The organism is Streptomyces sp. NPDC000941, assembly GCF_053599555.1.
The window spans coordinates 1-17,731 of the sequence record NZ_JBSFMM010000226.1 but is presented as its reverse complement, the minus strand read 5'-3'; the positions used below and the strand labels follow the sequence as shown (position 1 = coordinate 17,731).

General features: G+C 69.2%; 22 protein-coding genes. 8 read left to right on the top strand and 14 right to left on the bottom strand.

Annotated elements, in window-relative coordinates; translation table 11 throughout:
* Positions 1-70: 70 nt before the first annotated feature.
* Together ACWDSL_RS43885 and ACWDSL_RS43880 are read right to left on the bottom strand one after the other, a co-directional pair.
* Positions 71-298, bottom strand: a complete 228-nt coding sequence (locus ACWDSL_RS43885; protein ID WP_450494107.1) for a hypothetical protein — start codon at positions 296-298, stop codon at positions 71-73.
* Complete coding sequence (locus tag ACWDSL_RS43880) at positions 295-759, bottom strand: ATP-binding protein (RefSeq protein ID WP_450494105.1); 465 nt, start codon at positions 757-759, stop codon at positions 295-297. Before ACWDSL_RS43880 ends, ACWDSL_RS43885 begins: the two co-directional genes overlap by 4 nt.
* 198 nt (positions 760-957) lie before the next feature.
* Between ACWDSL_RS43880 and ACWDSL_RS43875 the strand changes: the two genes are divergently transcribed.
* The 4 genes from ACWDSL_RS43875 to ACWDSL_RS43860 all read left to right on the top strand — a co-directional run bounded on the left by ACWDSL_RS43875 (position 958) and on the right by ACWDSL_RS43860 (position 3,274).
* On the top strand, positions 958-1,842 hold the full coding sequence (locus ACWDSL_RS43875) for a helix-turn-helix domain-containing protein (protein WP_450494103.1): 885 nt from the start codon (positions 958-960) through the stop codon (positions 1,840-1,842).
* Between the two features lie 12 nt (positions 1,843-1,854).
* Positions 1,855-2,049: a DUF397 domain-containing protein gene (locus ACWDSL_RS43870; RefSeq protein ID WP_450494101.1), complete on the top strand. Its 195-nt coding sequence runs from the start codon at positions 1,855-1,857 to the stop codon at positions 2,047-2,049.
* A 54-nt stretch (positions 2,050-2,103) separates the two neighbouring features.
* Positions 2,104-2,679, top strand: coding sequence for a hypothetical protein (locus ACWDSL_RS43865; protein WP_450494099.1), 576 nt, complete (start codon positions 2,104-2,106; stop codon positions 2,677-2,679).
* 112 nt (positions 2,680-2,791) lie between these two features.
* A complete protein-coding gene (locus ACWDSL_RS43860) occupies positions 2,792-3,274 on the top strand; it encodes an N-acetyltransferase family protein (protein WP_450494097.1) in 483 nt (160 codons plus the stop codon).
* Positions 3,275-3,392: 118 nt separating this feature from the next.
* On the opposite strand, the gene ACWDSL_RS43855 is transcribed toward ACWDSL_RS43860, so the two are convergent.
* Positions 3,393-4,247, bottom strand: coding sequence for a helix-turn-helix transcriptional regulator (locus ACWDSL_RS43855; RefSeq protein ID WP_450494095.1), 855 nt, complete (start codon positions 4,245-4,247; stop codon positions 3,393-3,395).
* Between the two features lie 155 nt (positions 4,248-4,402).
* Here ACWDSL_RS43855 and ACWDSL_RS43850 point away from each other — a divergent pair, with 155 nt between their 5' ends.
* Entirely contained in the window at positions 4,403-5,263 is an 861-nt protein-coding gene (locus ACWDSL_RS43850; protein WP_450494093.1) for an SDR family NAD(P)-dependent oxidoreductase, read from the top strand.
* Between the two features lie 104 nt (positions 5,264-5,367).
* Here ACWDSL_RS43850 and ACWDSL_RS43845 read toward each other — a convergent pair whose 3' ends face one another.
* Entirely contained in the window at positions 5,368-5,757 is a 390-nt protein-coding gene (locus ACWDSL_RS43845) for a peptidase inhibitor family I36 protein (protein ID WP_450494091.1), read from the bottom strand.
* Between the two features lie 168 nt (positions 5,758-5,925).
* Complete coding sequence (locus ACWDSL_RS43840; protein WP_450494089.1) at positions 5,926-6,777, bottom strand: helix-turn-helix transcriptional regulator; 852 nt, start codon at positions 6,775-6,777, stop codon at positions 5,926-5,928.
* Positions 6,778-6,863: 86 nt separating this feature from the next.
* Between ACWDSL_RS43840 and ACWDSL_RS43835 the strand changes: the two genes are divergently transcribed.
* Complete coding sequence (locus tag ACWDSL_RS43835; protein ID WP_450494087.1) at positions 6,864-7,667, top strand: SDR family NAD(P)-dependent oxidoreductase; 804 nt, start codon at positions 6,864-6,866, stop codon at positions 7,665-7,667.
* A 77-nt stretch (positions 7,668-7,744) separates the two neighbouring features.
* On the opposite strand, the gene ACWDSL_RS43830 is transcribed toward ACWDSL_RS43835, so the two are convergent.
* Both ACWDSL_RS43830 and ACWDSL_RS43825 read right to left on the bottom strand, forming a co-directional pair.
* Entirely contained in the window at positions 7,745-8,770 is a 1,026-nt protein-coding gene (locus tag ACWDSL_RS43830; RefSeq protein WP_450494085.1) for a zinc-binding dehydrogenase, read from the bottom strand.
* Between the two features lie 122 nt (positions 8,771-8,892).
* Positions 8,893-9,357 carry a MarR family winged helix-turn-helix transcriptional regulator gene (locus tag ACWDSL_RS43825; protein WP_450494084.1) on the bottom strand — a complete coding sequence of 155 codons (465 nt, stop codon included), beginning with the start codon at positions 9,355-9,357 and terminating at the stop codon, positions 8,893-8,895.
* 622 nt (positions 9,358-9,979) lie between these two features.
* Here ACWDSL_RS43825 and ACWDSL_RS43820 point away from each other — a divergent pair.
* Complete coding sequence (locus tag ACWDSL_RS43820; protein ID WP_450494082.1) at positions 9,980-10,249, top strand: hypothetical protein; 270 nt, start codon at positions 9,980-9,982, stop codon at positions 10,247-10,249.
* 259 nt (positions 10,250-10,508) lie between these two features.
* On the opposite strand, the gene ACWDSL_RS43815 is transcribed toward ACWDSL_RS43820, so the two are convergent.
* A complete protein-coding gene (locus ACWDSL_RS43815; protein ID WP_450494081.1) occupies positions 10,509-13,034 on the bottom strand; it encodes an ATP-dependent Clp protease ATP-binding subunit in 2,526 nt (841 codons plus the stop codon).
* Between the two features lie 500 nt (positions 13,035-13,534).
* On the opposite strand from ACWDSL_RS43815, the gene ACWDSL_RS43810 reads away from it, so the two are divergent.
* Positions 13,535-14,275, top strand: coding sequence for an SCO3374 family protein (locus ACWDSL_RS43810; protein WP_450494079.1), 741 nt, complete (start codon positions 13,535-13,537; stop codon positions 14,273-14,275).
* On the opposite strand, the gene ACWDSL_RS43805 is transcribed toward ACWDSL_RS43810, so the two are convergent.
* The 6 genes from ACWDSL_RS43805 to ACWDSL_RS43780 form a co-directional block, all read right to left on the bottom strand.
* Positions 14,214-14,555: a histone-like nucleoid-structuring protein Lsr2 gene (locus tag ACWDSL_RS43805; protein WP_450494077.1), complete on the bottom strand. Its 342-nt coding sequence runs from the start codon at positions 14,553-14,555 to the stop codon at positions 14,214-14,216. The genes ACWDSL_RS43810 and ACWDSL_RS43805 overlap by 62 nt on opposite strands.
* A gap of 210 nt (positions 14,556-14,765) precedes the next feature.
* Positions 14,766-15,287, bottom strand: coding sequence for an amino-acid N-acetyltransferase (locus ACWDSL_RS43800; RefSeq protein WP_450494075.1), 522 nt, complete (start codon positions 15,285-15,287; stop codon positions 14,766-14,768).
* Between the two features lie 21 nt (positions 15,288-15,308).
* Positions 15,309-15,704, bottom strand: coding sequence for a BlaI/MecI/CopY family transcriptional regulator (locus ACWDSL_RS43795; RefSeq protein ID WP_450494109.1), 396 nt, complete (start codon positions 15,702-15,704; stop codon positions 15,309-15,311).
* 121 nt (positions 15,705-15,825) lie between these two features.
* Positions 15,826-16,002 carry a hypothetical protein gene (locus ACWDSL_RS43790; protein ID WP_179285621.1) on the bottom strand — a complete coding sequence of 59 codons (177 nt, stop codon included), beginning with the start codon at positions 16,000-16,002 and terminating at the stop codon, positions 15,826-15,828.
* A gap of 79 nt (positions 16,003-16,081) precedes the next feature.
* Positions 16,082-17,188, bottom strand: a complete 1,107-nt coding sequence (locus ACWDSL_RS43785) for a hypothetical protein (protein WP_450494073.1) — start codon at positions 17,186-17,188, stop codon at positions 16,082-16,084.
* A 300-nt stretch (positions 17,189-17,488) separates the two neighbouring features.
* Positions 17,489-17,731, bottom strand: a 243-nt coding sequence (locus ACWDSL_RS43780) for a hypothetical protein (protein WP_450494071.1), incomplete at its 5' end; no start/stop codon positions are given.

The window sequence follows — 17,731 nt, the reverse complement described above, 5'->3', positions numbered from 1 at the left end:
GACACGCCGTCGTGTCGGCGTGTCGCTGTCCCATACTCACCGCAAATCAGGCTTCGGGCGCGGATTGAGGCTAACCGCTCCGCCCTAACCGGGCTCGCTCGGCCTTCAACAGCCGCTGGTAGTCCGCGAGGACGCGCAGCATCGCGAACCCGGTCCCCAGCGGGACCGTCCCGATGTCCAACAGCGGCCGCTGCGGCTCCCGAAGGTCCGCACGTATGTCAGGCAGCCACACGCCCAGCGCGGCGAACTCGTCCCGAACGAGCTCGGCGACCCGCTCGCCGGGTGCCTGAGCGTTCACGTCTTGACCCCGGGCGGGAGTCCGAGCTCGAACCACACGGCCTTGCCTGTGCCGTCGAGTTGTTCGTCGACCGTCAGGCCGCATACATCCGAGAGCGCGGTGACCAGGAACAGCCCGCGCCCGTGCGTCTCGTCGTTCGTCGCGCGGCGAGGCGACGGCAACGCGGGGCTGTCGTCGTGCACCGCAACCCGCACGCTGGTGCACTCGATGGTGGCGGCGAGCCGCACGTCTCCCTTGCCGTGCTGATGCGCATTGGTCACCAGCTCGGATGTGCACAGCGCCGCCGCGTCGGCGAGTTGGCCCAGTCCGGAGGCCACGAGCAGGTTGCGTACGAAGTCTCGGCACAGCCTGGGCGCGATGGGGATGCCGGGGGCGGACAAGGTGTAGTGGTGCGGAAGTTGCTCGGTTCCGCCGATGGAATTCCCGGGGCTTGCCGCGCCCGGCTCTGCATGTACTCCCATGAGACGCCTCCGTGGCGTTCCGTCAGGTGGGGACTTGCACGAGGGCACGCGGCCACCAAGGTCGCAATACCCTGTGTGATCAAAGCAACACCTACGGTATGGCACGGCTCAGCTAGATTGCAACCTATTCACCGGGATGGTTGGACCACCTCACCCGCCCGGGGCACACTGTGACCGAACCCCCATGGAGGACCGCCTGTGGCGCTGCGAACCCTCATCACCGAACGGCAACGTCGACTTGGCGCTGAACTCAAGAAGCAGCGACTTCAGACGGAGCTGTCGATCGCCGACGGCGGCAAGCTGATCGACATGGGCGCTCCGCACCTGAGCCACATCGAAGCAGGCCGCACCGCCATCCCAACCGAACGACTACGCGCCCTGCTTGATGCATACGGGTGCAAGAATGCGCCGTATATCGACGAGCTGGTCAGCATGGCCGAGAGCAGTGGCAAAGGCTGGTGGTCGAAGTACCGGCACAACCTGCCTCAGTTCACCCTGGATCTCGCTGAGCTCGAGTCCCGCGCGAGCCACATGCGCAGCCACGAGACGCTGCTCATCCCTGGCTTGCTCCAGACCGAGTCCTACATGCGCGCACTCTTCCGCAGCTCGCTCCCCGACGCGTCCCAGGAGGAGATCGAGACGGCGGTGCGCTTTCGGTTGGCGCGCCAGGACGTTCTCACGTCCGAGTGCGTGACGTTCCACGCGGTAATCCACGAAGCTGCCCTGCGCATCACTGTGGGAGGCTCGCAAGTGATGCGAGGCCAGCTCGCCCACCTCATTCGCGCGGCGGAGCGCCCTGGCACCCGGATCCAGATCCTGCCGTTCGAGTGCGGGGCCCGGGCTTGGTTCGGGACACCGTTCCTGATCCTCGGGCCGGGCGCGCCCGGACTGGAGACCATCGTTCTGGAACACCCGGTGGAATCGCTGCGCCTGGGAGACGACAAATCCATTGCCCACTACGGAAAGACGTTCGATGGTCTGAGCAAGAGCGCACTGCCGGCCGTGGTAACGGATGACTCTCCAAACCGCCACGAGCAGCGCGACTCATGGGGCCTCATCCAGCACATCCTGTACACCTACTAGACGAAGGGCGTCATGTCCGACCTCAACTGGCAGAAGTCATCGTTCAGCGACGGCGCCGGGCCGAACTGCGTGGAGCTCGCCACCACCCACGACCGCATACACATCCGGGAGAGCGACGACCCCGGCACAGCGATCCACACCACCCCCGCCACCCTGCGCCGCTTCATACGGGCCGTGAAGACCGGCGGGCTCGACCACACCACCTGACCCGCCCGGGCAACCGCACGCCCTCCAGGGCGCAACCAGGGAGAGTAGTGGCATATGGACGAATTTCTGGTGGAGCTCTGCCGAAGCGGAAAATTCGGCCCTCTGGTCTTGGGCATGTCCCCACCGGACGTGGTGCAACGGATCGGGGAGCCCAGAAGAATCAAGAACGGGCAAGGCGATGATTGTTTCCAGTGGTACCGCTACTGTCCGGCTGAACTCAGCAAGCGCCGCTACTCTCCGCTCGAACTCACTATGAGGTGTTTCAACAGGGGCGCCAGGACCCGGCGCGGCACTGGACTGGACCTTGCACTCACCCGCATCAGCCTCACATTCACCGGCAACGAACCACTGACCCTGCCTGAGGCGATCACCCGGAGACCCATAACATCTGCCGCATCGCTTCAGCTGGCGGAAGCACACCGTCTCCTCACAGAGCACGGCGTCGAAATGACCCGCGACCACGAACAAGTGCTGAGGCGGCCCCTCGGCGACGCACTCGTCAGGGTGGTCAGCGACGGGGACGGGTTCGTGTCGCAGATGGAGCTCGGCTGGTGGCCCAGGCCCGGCGGCTGGTTCTACTCCGAAGAGAACGAGTCGGGAGTCTGGGTAACCGGCCCCCCTGGGCCGTAGCGCCGGCACGGGAGCCTCAGTCGCCAGGGGGGCCGACCGGATCGGGATCGGCGTCGAGCGCGTCGAGCACCGTCGTGGACTCCTCCGCGGGCGTCGCGGCAGACTCCTCGGCATGGTGCACCTGCGCGTTCTCACGAAAGGCGACTGGCCGTTGTGGCGGGAGGTTCGCCTTGCCGCGCTGGGCGAGGCACCGCAGGCGTTCAAGGCTCGGCTTGCGGACTGGCGCAGCGGCGGAGAGGAGCGGTGGCGTGAGCGCTTGGAGATGCCCGACGCCTACAACATCGTTGCGTTGTCGGGGGGTCGAACGGTCGCGGTGGCCAGCGGGCTTCCTGGGGACAACGGCGTATACGAACTGAGGTCGGTGTGGGTCAGTCCCCAGGCGCGGGGGCGCGGCGTCGGAGGCCGGTTGATAGCGGCAGTCGAAAGGTGGGCCCTGCAGTCGGGTGCTACGACGCTGAAACTCGCGGTGATCCCGGGCAACGAGTCGGCCATCGCGCTGTATCAGCGCAACGGCTTCCTCATTACGGAAGAACTCGGAGACCTGTTGGCCGATGGTGTGACCAGGGAACGGGTGATGGTGAAGGCGCTTCGCTGACGAGACGGCATACGACGTCGGCGGATCGCGGGCCCCTCCACCCCACCCCCTCCCTGAAAACGCTTGACCTGAATCAAGTGTTTGTACGAAGGGTGGGGTGCCCCGCGGCCGTCCGCCCTCAGTCGGCGGCGAACTGGGCGGTGCCCAGCACGGTGAGCAGGGCGAGTTTTTCGTGGCTTTCGGTGCCCGGCGTGGCGGTGAAGATGAGAAGCGACTGGCCCTGGTCCGGTTCGAGCAGGAGTTGGCAGTACAGGTCCAGCCGCCCGACCTCGGGGTGAACGAATCGCTTGGTCTCGCTCCACCGCAAACCCACCTCGTGGCGCTCCCACAGCCGGGCGAACTCATCGCTGGTGCGCCCCAGGATGTCCGCCAAGTCTGCCGCCGGGGAGCCGGGCCCGTCGCGGGTGACGGCCGCGCGTAGCTGCGCGACGTTGATCCGGCTGTTGGCGTCGTGCTCCGCAGGGTGGTAGCGCTCGCGGGCGGCCGGGTCGGTGAACCATCGGTACGTCGCGCTGCGGGCGTTGCCGGTGTACTGGGTCTGCTCGCCGAGCAGCGCCACCGCGGACGGGGTCTGCAAGAGCGTTTCGCCGAGGGGGCCCATGACCTGAGCTGTCGTACCGGCCAAGCCGTCCATGACGCGCATCAGCCCGGGGCTGACGTGCTGGCGCCGCAGCTCACGGCGGGCGGTGCGGTAGCCGGCGAGCAGGAAGAGGTGATCGCGTTCGTCCGGGGTCAACCGCAGACCGCGGGCGATGGCCGCGAGCATCTGCTCCGACGGTTGCGGTCCGTCGCCGCGTTCCAGCCGGGCGAAGTAGTCGGCGGACATGGTGCACAGCTCCGACACCTCCTCGCGGCGCAGGCCCACGGCACGTCGGCGCTGCCCGCGGGGCAACCCGACATCCTCCGGTTGCAGCGCCGCACGCCGGGTGCGCAGGAAGGCGCCCAGGGACGAATGGTCGAACGTATGGCCCATGTGTCCCATCGTCGGCCATCCGGCACGGCTGAACCACGACCTGTCAGTCAGTGGTTGGGCGAGTCCTTCCAGCGTCCGTGCTGCGGCGAGTTCTCTGGTGATGCGATCACAGATCACCGGTCGCCTCGAAACCGCGAACGACGGAGCGACAAGCCATGACCAGTTGGACAGCGAACGACCTCCCGGACCAGACCGGCCGGACGGTGGTGATCACCGGTGCCGGCCGTGGTCTCGGCCTGATCGCGGCGCGCGAGTTCGCTCGGGTCGGGGCCCGCGTCGTGCTGGGGGTACGCGACGAGGGCAAGGCCCGTCAGGCCGTCGCCGGTCTGCCCGGTACTTTCGTCACCCGGCCGCTCGACGTATCGGATCTGACCTCGGTGCGTGCCTTTGCCGACTCCTGGTCCGGCGACATCGACATCCTGATCAACAACGCAGGTGTGATGGACATCCCGGCCGCGCGCACCGCCGACGGCCTCGATCTGCAGACCACCACCAACCACACAGGTCCCTTCCTGCTGACCAACTTGCTGCTCGGGCACATCACCGACCGCGTCGTGCACGTCACCAGCGAGCTGCACAAACAGGGCAGGATCGACCTGGCCGACCTCGACTGGCGTACGCGCAAGCACAACGGGATGCGGGCCTACCAGGCGTCAAAGCTCGCCGCCGTCCTGTTCTCGCTGGAGCTGCAGCGACGACTGACCGCCGCCGGCAGCCCGGTCCGCTCCGTGCTCGCCAGCCCGGGCATCGCCCGTACCGCGCTGGCGGCACACTCCCGGTCGAACGTCATCAACCGGTTCACCTTCCTCACCAACGCCCCGGAGCGCGGAGCGCTGTCCCTGCTCTACGCCGCCACCCAGGACGTCCCGGGCAACTCCTACATCGGGCCGGACGGCCTGGGAGGCTTCCGCGGCTCCCCGGTCCTGCGCCGACAGGGCAAGGCCGGCCTCGATGCGGCCATGGCCGGCCGGCTGTGGGACGCGACCGCCGATATCGTCGGGTCGGTCACCCGATGAACTACCTGAGCTACCTGGACGCCGCCCTCCATCCACCAGGGCGTCGGCCCGATGTTCCGGCTGTGGCACGTGGACGGGCGCGGCGGAGCGCAGCCGCGCGGCGGCTACTGCGGCTTGAAGGACCGGATCTGGTAGCTGCCCTGGAGGTTGCCGCCCGCGCCGGCAGCCGTGGAGCCTACGCGGGAGTGGTAGTTGGTCTGGGTGTAGTACTGCTTCCGCTGCCCCGTTCCGTTCCATACGGAGCGGACGTTCTGGCCGTTCCGGATGAAGGAACAGTCGTCGGCGGTGTTCGCCTTGCTGGGCTGCGACCATTGACATCGGGTGCCGCCGCCGTCCCAGTCGCTGTAAATGCAGAAGTACCCCGGGGAGCAGCTATAGGCCGCCGGGCGCGCCGGGGCCGTGGGGGCCGTGGGGGCGGCGGTCGCGGAGGACGCGGCGCTGAGGGCCGCGAGCAGGGCGGCCGAGGCGATGGCGAATGAGCGAGCACGAAGCATGACAAGGGCTCCTTCCGTACGCGGGTGCCGCGACCGGGCACACCGAGCGCCCGGCGCGGAGCACATGACACTCACCGCAGTGTGCGCGCGTGGCCCAGGAGCATTGCCGGAGTCCTGGTGGAGCACTACTGGAGACCAGAGCCCGGAGCATGGCCCAGCAGCCAGAAGTCAGCGGGCCACATCCATCCGCTGGGTGCCGATGACGGACAGCAGCCGCAGCGCCTCCTCGGATGGCGAGCCGGGGGCGGCGGTGTAGATGACGACCTGCTGGTCCCGGTCGGTGATGTCGAGGACGTCGCAGTTGACGCTGACCGAGCCGACCAGCGGGTGCTGGAAGGTCTTGCACAGCGTGGGCTCGGCGCACACGTCGTGAGAGGCCCACAGCCGGGCGAACTCCTCACTTCCGGCGAGGAGTTCCTCCACCAGCTCGGTCACCTCGGGGTCGTCCGGGTAGCGCGCGGCGGTGGCACGCAGCCGCTGGGCGGAGTTGCGGGCGAACGCGTCCGCGTCGGACACCCCGTACAGCCGCCGCCCCTCCCGGTGCGGCCCGAGGAAGACGCGGCGCACGAAGTTGCGGTCGCGCCGCGGCAGGGCGGAGAAGTCCTCCATGAGGGCGGCGGCCAGCGCGTTCCAGGCGATGACCTCGTACGTCGCGGACATCACGATCGCCGCGGCCTGCGGCAGCCGGTCCAGCAGGTCGACGATGGACTGCCGCACCTCGCGCGAGGGTCCGGGCCGCGGGCCCGGGGGAGCGCCGGCGAGGTAGTGGAGGTGGTCGCGCTCGGCGTCCGTGAGGCGCAGGGCGCGCGACAGCCCGGCCAGCACCTCGCGGGACGGGCGCGGGGCACGCGCCTGCTCCAGCCGGGTGTAGTACTCGGTCGAGATGAACGCCAGCTGCGCCACCTCCTCGCGGCGCAGCCCCGGGGTGCGGCGCCGCGGCCCGGCGGGCAGCCCCACGTCGGCCGGGGTGATCCGCTCACGCCTGCTGCGCAGGAAGTCCGCCAGTTCCCGTCTGTCCACGCCCCCAGTGTGCGCGGGTGTCTCGGCCCCATCCAGGTACCGCCGGTGCCTGGATGGGCGTCGGCCCCGGGCACAGGCTCGAAGCCATGGACAACACACCGAACCCCCACGTCCCCACCTCCGCCGCGCCCCTGGGCCTGCTGTCCGGCAAGGCCGTCCTCGTCACCGGCGCCGGGCGCGGCATCGGCGCCGCCGCGGCGCGACTGTTCGCCCGCGAGGGCGCCCGAGTGCTGCTCGCGGCCCGTACGGAGGCCCAGCTCAAGGCAGTGACCGAGGAGATACGGACGGTGGGAGGCACCGCAGACCATGTGGTGTGCGACCTGGCCGACGCGACCAGCGTCCGGGCCGCCGTCGAGCGGGCCGTGGAACTGTACGGCCGCCTCGACGCCGCCTTCAACAACGGTGCGACAGGCGTGCCGCCGGGCCCGCTCGACCAGGTCGGCGAGGCCGACTTCGACCACGTCTACGCCGTCAACCTCAAGGGCGTCTGGCTGGCCATGGCCGCCGAGGTCACGGCCATCCGCGCCACCGCCGGGACGGGCGCCATCGTCAACACCTCCAGCATCGGCAGCCTGAGGGGCAACCCCCAACTGCCCGCGTACGGCGCGATGAAGCGGGCGGTCAACAGCCTCACCGAGTCGGCCGCCGTCACGTACGGCCCGGAAGGCATCCGCGTCAACGCCATCGCCCCCGGCACCACGCTCACCGAAATGCTCCACGACTGGGAGGCGGCGTCCCCCGGCGTCATCGCTCAGCTCAACTCCGGGACCCCGCTGCGCCGCGCCGCCGAACCGGCCGAAATCGCCGAGGCCGCCGCCTGGCTGCTCAGCGACCGCGCCTCCTACGTGACCGGCGTGGTCCTGCCGGTCGACGGTGGTGCGCTGGCCTAAGTGGCCCGTTCCGGCGGTCCTTCGGGAGTTGATCACGCGACTTGGCCTCTGGGAACCGGGCCGCCGCCGGGGCGACCTCATGAGGCGGTGAGGACGATCTTGCCCGTGATCTCCCGGCGTTCCAGGGCGGCGTGTACGTCGGCGGCCTTTGCGAGCGGGTGGTGTGCGGCGATGCTGGGCTCGATCCCGCCCGTGTGGGCCAGGGCGAGCAGCCGCTCCAGGCCGGCGCGGTACCAGTCGCGGTTCGCGTTCAGCTCCTTGGGAAGCATGCACAAGGCGGTCCGTCGGCCGGGTCGCATGTTCATCAGCCTGACCCGCGCGGCGCCGCGGATGGTGTCGCCGACCATGTGGCCTGGGCGGCCGGTGAAGGCGTAGCTGACCAGCACGCCGCCCGGGGCGAGAATCCGGTGGCTCTTGGCGAGGTTGGCGCCGCCGATGTGGTCGAACACCGCTTGTATTCCGTGGGGTTCACGTTCGCGGATGACGGTCTCGAAGTCCTGGCGCCGGTAGTCGATGTGCTCGACGCCGTACCGGGCCAGACGCTCTGCGCTGCCTGGGGCGGAGGCGGTGCCGTACATCCGCAGCCCGCTGCGGCGACCGAGCTGGCTGAGCGCCTGGCCGACTCCGCCGCCGGCCCCCTGGATCAGGACGGTGCCGCCGCGGGCCACCCGGGCGTGCGTCTCCAGCACGCTCAGCGCCGTGAGGTAGTCCAGCGGCACCGCCGCCGCGAGGTGCGGGTCCAGTCCGTCGGGGAGCGGCACCAGCAGCCAGTCCGGAAGCACGGCGTACTGGGTGTAGGCCCCCATCTTGGGCAGGGCGGCAGCCACCAGCGTGCCTGGTGCCAAGCCCTCGCCGTGGGTGTCGACCACCTCGCCGACCAGTTCGTAGCCCGGGCTGAACGGCACCTTGCGCTGCAGTAGGTACTCGCCGGCCCGGGCCATCAGGTCGGTGAACCCCACGCCTGCGGCGAGCACCTTCACCCGCGTGTGCCCCGGGGGTGGGGCGGCGACACTCGTCTCGACCTCGCGCAGCTCCTCGACGCCGCCGAACCGTTCCACGACGATCCGCCGGCTGGGGATCGCCTCGTATCTCTGGGGTGCCATAGCTCTCGTGTCCTCCGTGTCGGGGCGACGTCGAACAAAGATCGATGTCGTGTCATTAGATTACACGACATCTATTGATCGCACGAGACAGTTGAGGGAAGCGGCTATGTGCGGCAGCCGGACTACGCCACGGGGCGCCCCGCTCGGCGGGCCACAGCATCGCCCGCGCTCTGGCCCTCCACCAGCGAGCGCAAGAACCCCAGCACGCCATCCAGGTCGTACTTCGCACCGGCGGCCTCGATCCCGCGATGCAACTCCGCCTCGGCCCCGGCCACTTCACGCGCGGTCTTGCCGCCCGCCTCCGTCAGCGTGAGCTCCACCTGGCGCCGGTCCTGACTGCCCGGGACCCGTCGCACCAGATCGGCCGCCACCAGCCGGTCGACCAGTCGGCTCGGGTTGCTGCCGCTCTCGCAGACCAGCAGTTCGCCGAGCCCGGACATGGTCAGCGGCTGCCGCTCCGCGAGCAGCCGCAGCACCTCCGCCTGCGCGGGGGTGACCCCTAGCGGGCGCAACGCCCGGGCAAGGCGGAGATTGCCCTCTCGTTGCGCGGCCAGAATCAGGTATCGGACCTCTTCGGCCGGCTCCATGACAGCATCCCCTCGCAGTGCGGAACAGGACGATTACGTTACACGACATCGATTGCCTGAACCCGGCGCCTCCGCTTTCTATGCCGGGCGGACTTCCGGCCCGACCAGGCCGCGCTATCCGGGTGTCCGGCTGAGTACCCGCAATTGATACAGCCCGGGAGCCGGGGACGGCGGCCGGCCACGAATCCGCGGATGTGCGGGCAGATCTGCGCACAATCGATCTCACCCGGGAACCGAAGATCCAGCCGCCGCAGAAGCTCTCGCGCTGGATGCTCATAGAAGCTCTCGCGCCGGATGCTCATCCACGGCAGGGCGGACATCCGTACCGGACTATTGCGTGAGCCCGCGCCGGACGCGATCGATTTCGCGCACCGGACCTTCCAGGACTACGCGCACGGGACCTTCCAGGACCGCGTGCGGCGGACCTTCCAGGACTATCTGAGCCCGAGAGCGGCCGTCGAACGGCATGATTTCGACTTCCTGATCGAACACGACCACGAGGACGACCGGGAAGAGTTGATCAGAATGTCGCCCGGGCGCAGCGCTATACCCGGGATCCGGTCCGCCCGACCGCCTTGGAACGGGCTCGGGGCTTGGCTGGATCGGCCCTATCGTGCTGGAAATGCTGCCCGATCCGACAGTTGTCCCGGACGAGGAAGCGCACCGGCTGCGGGACCGCACTTCCTGCCGTACTTCCTGGGCCATACGCTCCGTGCTCGTCGGGGCCCGGCAGCGTTATGACACCGACCGCTACGCGGACTGCGCGGATGAAATCATCGCCCGTCTCGATGAGCGGGAACTCGACTTTCCGGTGTCGAACCCGCAAGAGCCGCACGACGCCGCCGTGACCGGGGTCCCCGAGGGCGTACAGGTCATCGTGACGCGGCCCTGAGGGGTTCTCGCCCTGAGGGCCGCCCGAAACACGCCAGGGTCCCAGGAGGGCTTCCAGGGGCTTTTACGGCCCCTGCCCGCCCTGCTCGGCAATGGAGCTCGGCAATGGGGCCTTGAAGTGCCCTGCAAGGGCCTCAAGGCCGCCTCCAGAGACCCCTGGAACCCCGCTTGAGCACGAACAAGCAAAAGGGCTGCCCCGGAGACCGTTCACACGGTCCGGGGCAGCCCCTGGGCGCTGTGCGCGACTCCCGGGCGGGAGGTCACGCCTCCTTGCTGAGGTTCGGGCCCGCGCCGCCTGCCGCGGACTCGATCGGCGGGGTGTCCGGCAGGGCCGACTTCTCCTCGCCGCGGAAGGTGAACTTCTTCTCCTCACCCTCACCCTCGGTGCCCACGACCACGATGTGACCGGAGCGCAGCTCGCCGAAGAGGATCTTCTCCGACAGCACGTCCTCGATCTCGCGCTGGATGGTCCGGCGCAGCGGCCGGGCGCCCAGCACGGGGTCGTAGCCCTTCTTGGCCAGCAGCTTCTTGGAGTCGCCACTGAGCTCGATGCCCATGTCGCGGTCCTTGAGCCGCTCGTCCACCTTGTCGATCATGAGGTCGACGATCTGGATGATGTCTTCCTCGCTGAGCTGGTGGAAGACGACCGTGTCGTCGACGCGGTTGAGGAACTCGGGCCGGAAGTGCTGCTTGAGCTCCTCGTTGACCTTCGCCTTCATCCGCTCGTAGCCGGTCTTCACATCGCCCTGGGCGGCGAAGCCCAGGTTGAAGCCCTTGGAGATGTCCCGGGTGCCGAGGTTGGTGGTCATGATGATGACCGTGTTCTTGAAGTCCACGACCCGGCCCTGGGAGTCGGTCAGGCGACCGTCCTCCAGGATCTGCAGCAGCGAGTTGAAGATGTCCGGGTGGGCCTTCTCGACCTCGTCGAAGAGGACCACGGAGAACGGCTTGCGGCGCACCTTCTCGGTGAGCTGGCCGCCCTCCTCGTAGCCCACGTATCCGGGCGGGGAGCCGAAGAGCCGCGAGACGGTGTGCTTCTCGCTGAACTCCGACATGTCGAGCGAGATCATCGCGTCCTCGTCACCGAACAGGAATTCGGCGAGGGTCTTGCTGAGCTCGGTCTTACCGACACCGGACGGGCCCGCGAAGATGAACGATCCACCGGGGCGCTTGGGGTCCTTCAGACCCGCACGCGTGCGCCGGATGGCCTGGGAGAGCGCCTTGATGGCGTCCTTCTGGCCGATGACGCGCTTGTGCAGCTCGTCCTCCATGCGCAGCAGGCGAGAGGACTCCTCCTCGGTGAGCTTGAAGACCGGGATGCCCGTGGCCGTGGCCAGGACCTCGGCGATCAGCTCCTCGTCCACCTCGGCGACGACGTCCATGTCGCCGGCCTTCCACTCCTTCTCGCGCTTCGCCTTGGCGGCCAGGAGCTGCTTCTCCTTGTCGCGCAGGCCCGCGGCCATCTCGAAGTCCTGCGAGTCGATCGCGGACTCCTTCTCCCGGCGCACATCGGCAATCTTCTCGTCGAATTCGCGCAGGTCCGGCGGTGCGGTCATGCGGCGGATACGCATCCGGGAGCCGGCCTCGTCGATCAGGTCGATCGCCTTGTCCGGCAGGAAGCGGTCCGAGATGTAGCGGTCGGCCAGGGTGGCGGCCGCGACCAGGGCGGAGTCCGTGATGGAGACGCGGTGATGCGCCTCGTAACGGTCCCGCAGGCCCTTGAGGATCTCGATGGTGTGCGGCAGCGACGGCTCGGCGACCTGGATGGGCTGGAAGCGCCGCTCCAGGGCCGCGTCCTTCTCCAGGTACTTGCGGTACTCGTCGAGCGTGGTCGCGCCGATGGTCTGCAGCTCGCCGCGGGCCAGCATGGGCTTGAGGATGCTCGCGGCGTCGATCGCGCCCTCGGCGGCACCCGCACCCACCAGGGTGTGGAGCTCGTCGATGAACAGGATGATGTCGCCGCGGGTGCGGATCTCCTTGAGCACCTTCTTCAGGCGCTCCTCGAAGTCACCGCGGTAGCGGGAGCCCGCGACCAGGGCGCCGAGGTCGAGGGTGTAGAGGTGCTTGTCCTTGAGGGTTTCGGGCACCTCGCCCTTGACGATGGCCTGGGCCAGGCCCTCGACGACCGCCGTCTTGCCGACGCCGGGCTCGCCGATGAGGACCGGGTTGTTCTTGGTGCGGCGCGAGAGCACCTGCATGACCCGCTCGATCTCCTTCTCGCGCCCGATGACCGGGTCGAGCTTGGATTCGCGGGCGGCCTGGGTGAGGTTGCGGCCGAACTGGTCCAGGACGAGCGAGGTGGAGGGGGTGCCCTCCGCCGGGCCGCCGGCCGTGGCGGCTTCCTTGCCCTGGTAGCCGGAGAGCAGCTGGATGACCTGCTGCCGGACCCGGTTCAGATCGGCGCCCAGCTTCACCAGGACCTGGGCTGCGACGCCCTCGCCCTCGCGGATCAGGCCGAGCAGGATGTGCTCCGTGCCGATGTAGTTGTGGCCGAGCTGAAGGGCCTCGCGGAGCGAAAGCTCCAGGACCTTCTTCGCACGGGGGGTGAAGGGAATATGACCGGACGGGGCCTGCTGGCCCTGGCCGATGATCTCCTCCACCTGCTGGCGGACCGCCTCGAGCGAAATCCCGAGGCTCTCCAGGGCCTTAGCGGCGACACCCTCACCCTCGTGGATCAGGCCCAGGAGGATGTGCTCGGTGCCGATGTAGTTGTGGTTGAGCATCCGGGCTTCTTCCTGAGCCAGGACGACAACCCGCCGCGCGCGGTCGGTGAACCTCTCGAACATCGTTAATCGCTCCTCAGAGCGGTCAGGCAGTAAGGGGGCGCTCCCCTCTCTGTCCTTCCGCAGCTTAGTCCCGCAAGCGGGGACCGCTCATTCCAACTGCCGACACCCATCCGGATCACCCCGCTCTCGCGAGGAAGGCAGCACGCTGGCTCCCTTTCCCCGAACAGCCGACAACAGCTCCAACCCGATGGTGCGAGACGATGTTCCCGCAGGCCAGGCATCTACGCTCGCCGCCACTACGCCCATGGCGAACGCGATCGCTTCCCGGCCCGCGGACCGCCCCTCCCACTAGGCATGTCTTACCCGCATGGGCTGACACTCCATGCGGCGCGAGCGGGTTCCCTCCGCTACGGGCGAACAACCTTGCGCCCGTTCACCGCTCCTGTAGACCCCTTGGCGGATACGGAACGCATCTCCGTCGCGACACTGCGCAATCGGGGGCGTGCGTCACTGTGCGTGACCTCACGTAACTTTCGAAGAGGGGCGCAGTTGCTCCGGGCATGGCCCTCACGACCCCGGACCTCCCCGTCCCGGACATCCCTGTCGCGGACATCCCTGTCCAGGACATCCGCGCTCTGGAGATCCCGGCCGCGCCCGCCACGCCCGGCGCCCGGGGGGCGTGGGCTCAGTGGTACGAGAGCGGGCTGGGATGGCCGACGACCGGCAGCGATCCCGTCGAACTGCTCACGGGGGTGCGCTTCGACGTGCTGGAGCTGCCGGCCGACGCCGGTGTCGCCTTGCTGCGGCGCGTACCGCGGACCGGTCCGGTCGCGGTGGAGGGCCCCAGAATGCGGCTATTGGTGGCCGCGGGCAGCGCCGACGAGCTGCCGGGGCTGCTCGACTGGCTGGAATGGGGCGAGGTCCCCCTCGATCTGACCGCGATCGGTGCTGGCGGCCGGATCATCGCGCCTTGTCCCCCCTCCCGGCCGTTTGGGACGGCACTCGGGGAGCCGAGCCCGCAGGAGGCCGCCGTATGGCTACGACCTCCCGAGCCGGGGAGTGAGGTGGAGCCGATGCTGCCGGTGGCAGGGTTCGGGGGCGATGGGGACGCCCCCGATCTCGTACGGCTCGTGGGTGCGGCGGCCACTGAGTGCCACCGTGCCCGGTTGTTGCGCGGTCGGCTCTTGCCGGGACAGCGGGGAGCCCGGCGAGCCGGAGAAGCCAGAGAAGGTGACGCGCTCAGGCGTTCGCCTTCTCGTACGCCTCACGCACAGTCGCCGGAACACGCCCGCGGTCGTTGACCTCGTAGCCGTTCTCCTTGGCCCAGGCGCGAATCTTCGCGGTGTCCTGGCTGCCACCGGTCGTCGCACGCGCCGCCGCCTTGCCGCGAGCAGCGGCCGCCCGGCCACCGGTGCGACGACCACCCTTGGTGAAGGGCTCCAGGGCGTCACGGAGCTTGTCCGCGTTGTCCGTGGTGAGGTCGATCTCGTAGCTCTTGCCGTCCAGTGCGAACGTCACAGTCTCGTCCGCCTCGCCGCCGTCGATGTCGTCGACAAGAAGGACCTGAACCTTCTGTGCCATGGGGTTCCTTTCCGAGAAACCGGGGAGCTCGGGCCGCAGCGTTAGGCGCTGATGTCCCCACCCCCCAGGTAATTACACTACGGGAGAATAGGAAACCGCTTTTCCGGGAAAAACACAAACCCCCGGGGAAGGTTCGATCGACGGACCGCACGGGAACCATCTGTTCCGGAGCTATGTGATAGGGGAGCGATTCGGACATAGGGACCGCGATCACAGTTGCAGAAGCATCCGGCTGTTGCCAAGGGTGTTCGGCTTCACCCGTTCGAGACCAAGGAACTCCGCGACGCCCTCGTCATAGGAACGCAGCAGCTCGCTGTAGACATCACCGTCGACCGGCGTCTCGCCGATCTCCACGAAGCCGTGCCTGGTGAAGAAGTCGACTTCGAAGGTGAGGCAGAAAATGCGCCGCACGCCGAGCCAGCGCGCCGTTTGCAACAGCTTGTCGAGCACCAGGTGGCCTACACCACTGCCCTTCACGGCGGGATCCACGGCGAGAGTGCGAACCTCCGCGAGGTCTTCCCACATGACATGCAGTGCCCCGCAGCCAATGACCTCCGCGTCGCCGTCCCGCTCCGCCACCCAGAACTCCTGGATGTCCTCGTAAAGCGTCACCGTCGCTTTGTCGAGGAGGATGCGATCGGTCACGTAGCTGTCGATGAGGCGGCGTACGGCCGGCACATCAGAGGTCCGGGCACGCCTGACGGTGACTGCTTTAGATTGAGCCAAGGACATGCTCGGACGCTATCGCCGGTGTCATCGCCGCGACCCACCGGGGCCCTCACCGGGCTCTTCGAGTTGAACGACGCGCATCGCATCTCGCAGCGCATCTCGCTGCTCTTCGGACATCATCCCGAAGAACGCGACGAGTGCGGCGGCCGGGTTGTCACTCGCGGACCATGCCTCGTTCATCAGTGCGGCCGAGTAGGCGGCACGGGTGGAGACCGCGGCATATCGATAGGCGCGCCCTTGCACCTCACGGCGCAGCCAGCCCTTCTGATGGAGGTTGTCCATTACGGTCATGACCGTCGTGTAGGCGATCGAGCGTTCCTGTTGAAGGTCTTCCAGGACTTCCCGGACCGTGACGGGGCGGTTCCACTTCCACACCCGCGTCATGACCGCGTCTTCGAGATCTCCCAATGGCCGAGGCACACGTGAATAATAGTGGGAGATGTCTCGAATGTCGGGTTCATGCGCGCGAAAAAGGGCGCACATCCCGAGACGATGTCATCCCGGGACGTGCGACCCCAGACACCCAGAGGCTTCGGGCGGATCAGGAAGCGCTGGACCGCGCCTGCTGCTCGGCCTCGGCGCGGGCGATCGCCGCGTCCACCGCGGCGTCTTCCTTGGCCTTGTTGGCACCGCCCTGGCTCTTCACGATCGTCACAATCAGCGCGGTGAAGGCCACGGCCATCACCACGGGCGGGACCAGCGCGGAGATGTAATCCATGGCTGTCGCTCCTTCTGGCTCGACGAGCTGACTCGAGCCGACTCGAGACCTCCAGATTACAAAGTGCCCCGGCCCCGGCTCAGGCCGGGACCCGCCCGAGCCGGGAGTCGCCTTCCGACGGCTGGGCCGGGCGGCGGCGCTTGGGCGGGAAGACCTCCGCCGGGGTGGGCACCGGCCGGGCCGGGCGCGGCGCCCTGTGGCCCGGCTCGGCGCGACCCGGTTCACCACGCTTGGGTTCGGCGCGTGTCGGTTCGGCGCGTGTTGGCTCGGCGCGCTTGGGTTCGGCTTTCTTGGGTTCGCCTTTGCTGGGTTCGGCTTTCTTGGGTTCGCTCTGTTTGGGCTCGCCCTTTGCCGGTTCGCTTTGCTTCGGCTCGCCCTGCTTGGGCTTCTCGCGCTCGGGGTCGGACTGCTTGGGGTCGGCTTGTTTCGACTCCTCGCGCTTCGGCTCCTCGCGCTTCTGGTCGACCAGCTCCGGATCTGCCGGCTTGGGGGCGGCGCGCTCGGGCCCGGCTTGTTTCGGCTCACCCTGTGCCGGCTCGCTGTGCCCGGGCTCCTCGTGGCCGGGCTCCTCGTGGCCGCCGCGGTCGGGGGCGGACAGCTTCCTGCGCGGCTCCCGGCCGGGTTCGCCATTCTTCTGCGCCACCCGGGCGCCGCCCGCGGGGGCCCCGCCGGGCAGCACCCTCAGCCGGACCGCCGGGGACCGGCCCTCGCGGGCCCGTAGGGCCCCCGCCGCGCGCTCCGCGAGCCGGGCCCGCACGCCGCGCTCGGCAAGCCGCTCACAGTGGCGCAGCAGGGCGCGGCGGCGCTCGGCCTCGCCGGTCCCGGCGGCGGACCGGCACAGCTGGCGCAGCGCCGCCAAGTCCTCCGGAAGCGGCTCGTAGCCGGCCGCCAGGACGCCTTCGAGCTGGTCGAGATAGCCGACGGCGGCGCCGGGGAGGGCGGCGCGGTAGCGGGCGAGCTCGTCGAGCAGAAAGGCTCGCAGCCGCCCGCCCTCGCGGACCGCTTCGTCCACGGCCTCGGCGAGGCGGAGGCAGTCCTGGACCTCCTCCGTCCGGTCCGGGCCCCCGTGGCCGGGGGAGAGTGTGACGGGATGGGGCTGGAGGGCGATGGCGAGGGCGCGTCGGAGCACACGCAGCTCATCCGCACTGAACGCCATTCCGCCGCGGGATCCATATGGCGTGGGCATGGGCCGACTTTAAGTGCTAAGCGGACAAAATTCGCTGAGCGCGGGGCGGTGCGGCGCGTTGCGGAAAGGTGCGATGCGTTACGGAATGGGATGGGCCGCACGGCAGGCGCGGGAGGGTGCCTACGGACCGCCGGAAGGCACCGCGCGCGGCCGCTCCGGCCGGTCCGCCCGGGCCTGCGGCCCGGCAGACGGGCGAGCGGCAGGCACGGCGGGACAGCCCGCGCGGCAGTCCGGCGAACAGCAAGCGCGGCGGGCACGGCAGGCACGCCCCGAGGGCGGCAGGCGCGGGCGAACGGCGGCTCAGCGGACGGCAGCCGCGTACCAACAGCCCGAGGGCGGCGGGCGCGGCCGGTCCGGTCGGCACGGCGGCCCGGCAGACGGGCGAGCAGCAGGCACGGCGGGGACGGCCCGGGGGCGGCGGGCGCGGGCGAACGGCGGGCCGGCGCCGCGTACCAACGGCAGGCGCAGGCGCCGCAACCGGCCCGACAGGCACCGCAGGCACGGGCCGAGGGCGGCCAGCGCGGGCGAACGGCGGGCCGGCGC

Coding starts and splice junctions, on each gene's coding strand:
- ACWDSL_RS43880 (WP_450494105.1), bottom strand. CDS start 759: ATGGGAGTACATGCAGAGCCGGGCGCGGCAAGCCCCGGGAATTCCATC.
- ACWDSL_RS43785 (WP_450494073.1), bottom strand. CDS start 17,188: ATGCCCACGCCATATGGATCCCGCGGCGGAATGGCGTTCAGTGCGGAT.
- ACWDSL_RS43855 (WP_450494095.1), bottom strand. CDS start 4,247: ATGGGCCATACGTTCGACCATTCGTCCCTGGGCGCCTTCCTGCGCACC.
- ACWDSL_RS43825 (WP_450494084.1), bottom strand. CDS start 9,357: ATGGAGCCGGCCGAAGAGGTCCGATACCTGATTCTGGCCGCGCAACGA.
- ACWDSL_RS43830 (WP_450494085.1), bottom strand. CDS start 8,770: ATGGCACCCCAGAGATACGAGGCGATCCCCAGCCGGCGGATCGTCGTG.
- ACWDSL_RS43860 (WP_450494097.1), top strand. CDS start 2,792: ATGGTGCACCTGCGCGTTCTCACGAAAGGCGACTGGCCGTTGTGGCGG.
- ACWDSL_RS43870 (WP_450494101.1), top strand. CDS start 1,855: ATGTCCGACCTCAACTGGCAGAAGTCATCGTTCAGCGACGGCGCCGGG.
- ACWDSL_RS43790 (WP_179285621.1), bottom strand. CDS start 16,002: ATGGATTACATCTCCGCGCTGGTCCCGCCCGTGGTGATGGCCGTGGCC.
- ACWDSL_RS43815 (WP_450494081.1), bottom strand. CDS start 13,034: ATGTTCGAGAGGTTCACCGACCGCGCGCGGCGGGTTGTCGTCCTGGCT.
- ACWDSL_RS43835 (WP_450494087.1), top strand. CDS start 6,864: ATGGACAACACACCGAACCCCCACGTCCCCACCTCCGCCGCGCCCCTG.
- ACWDSL_RS43865 (WP_450494099.1), top strand. CDS start 2,104: ATGGACGAATTTCTGGTGGAGCTCTGCCGAAGCGGAAAATTCGGCCCT.
- ACWDSL_RS43820 (WP_450494082.1), top strand. CDS start 9,980: ATGCTGCCCGATCCGACAGTTGTCCCGGACGAGGAAGCGCACCGGCTG.
- ACWDSL_RS43850 (WP_450494093.1), top strand. CDS start 4,403: ATGACCAGTTGGACAGCGAACGACCTCCCGGACCAGACCGGCCGGACG.
- ACWDSL_RS43810 (WP_450494079.1), top strand. CDS start 13,535: ATGGCCCTCACGACCCCGGACCTCCCCGTCCCGGACATCCCTGTCGCG.
- ACWDSL_RS43800 (WP_450494075.1), bottom strand. CDS start 15,287: ATGTCCTTGGCTCAATCTAAAGCAGTCACCGTCAGGCGTGCCCGGACC.
- ACWDSL_RS43805 (WP_450494077.1), bottom strand. CDS start 14,555: ATGGCACAGAAGGTTCAGGTCCTTCTTGTCGACGACATCGACGGCGGC.
- ACWDSL_RS43845 (WP_450494091.1), bottom strand. CDS start 5,757: ATGCTTCGTGCTCGCTCATTCGCCATCGCCTCGGCCGCCCTGCTCGCG.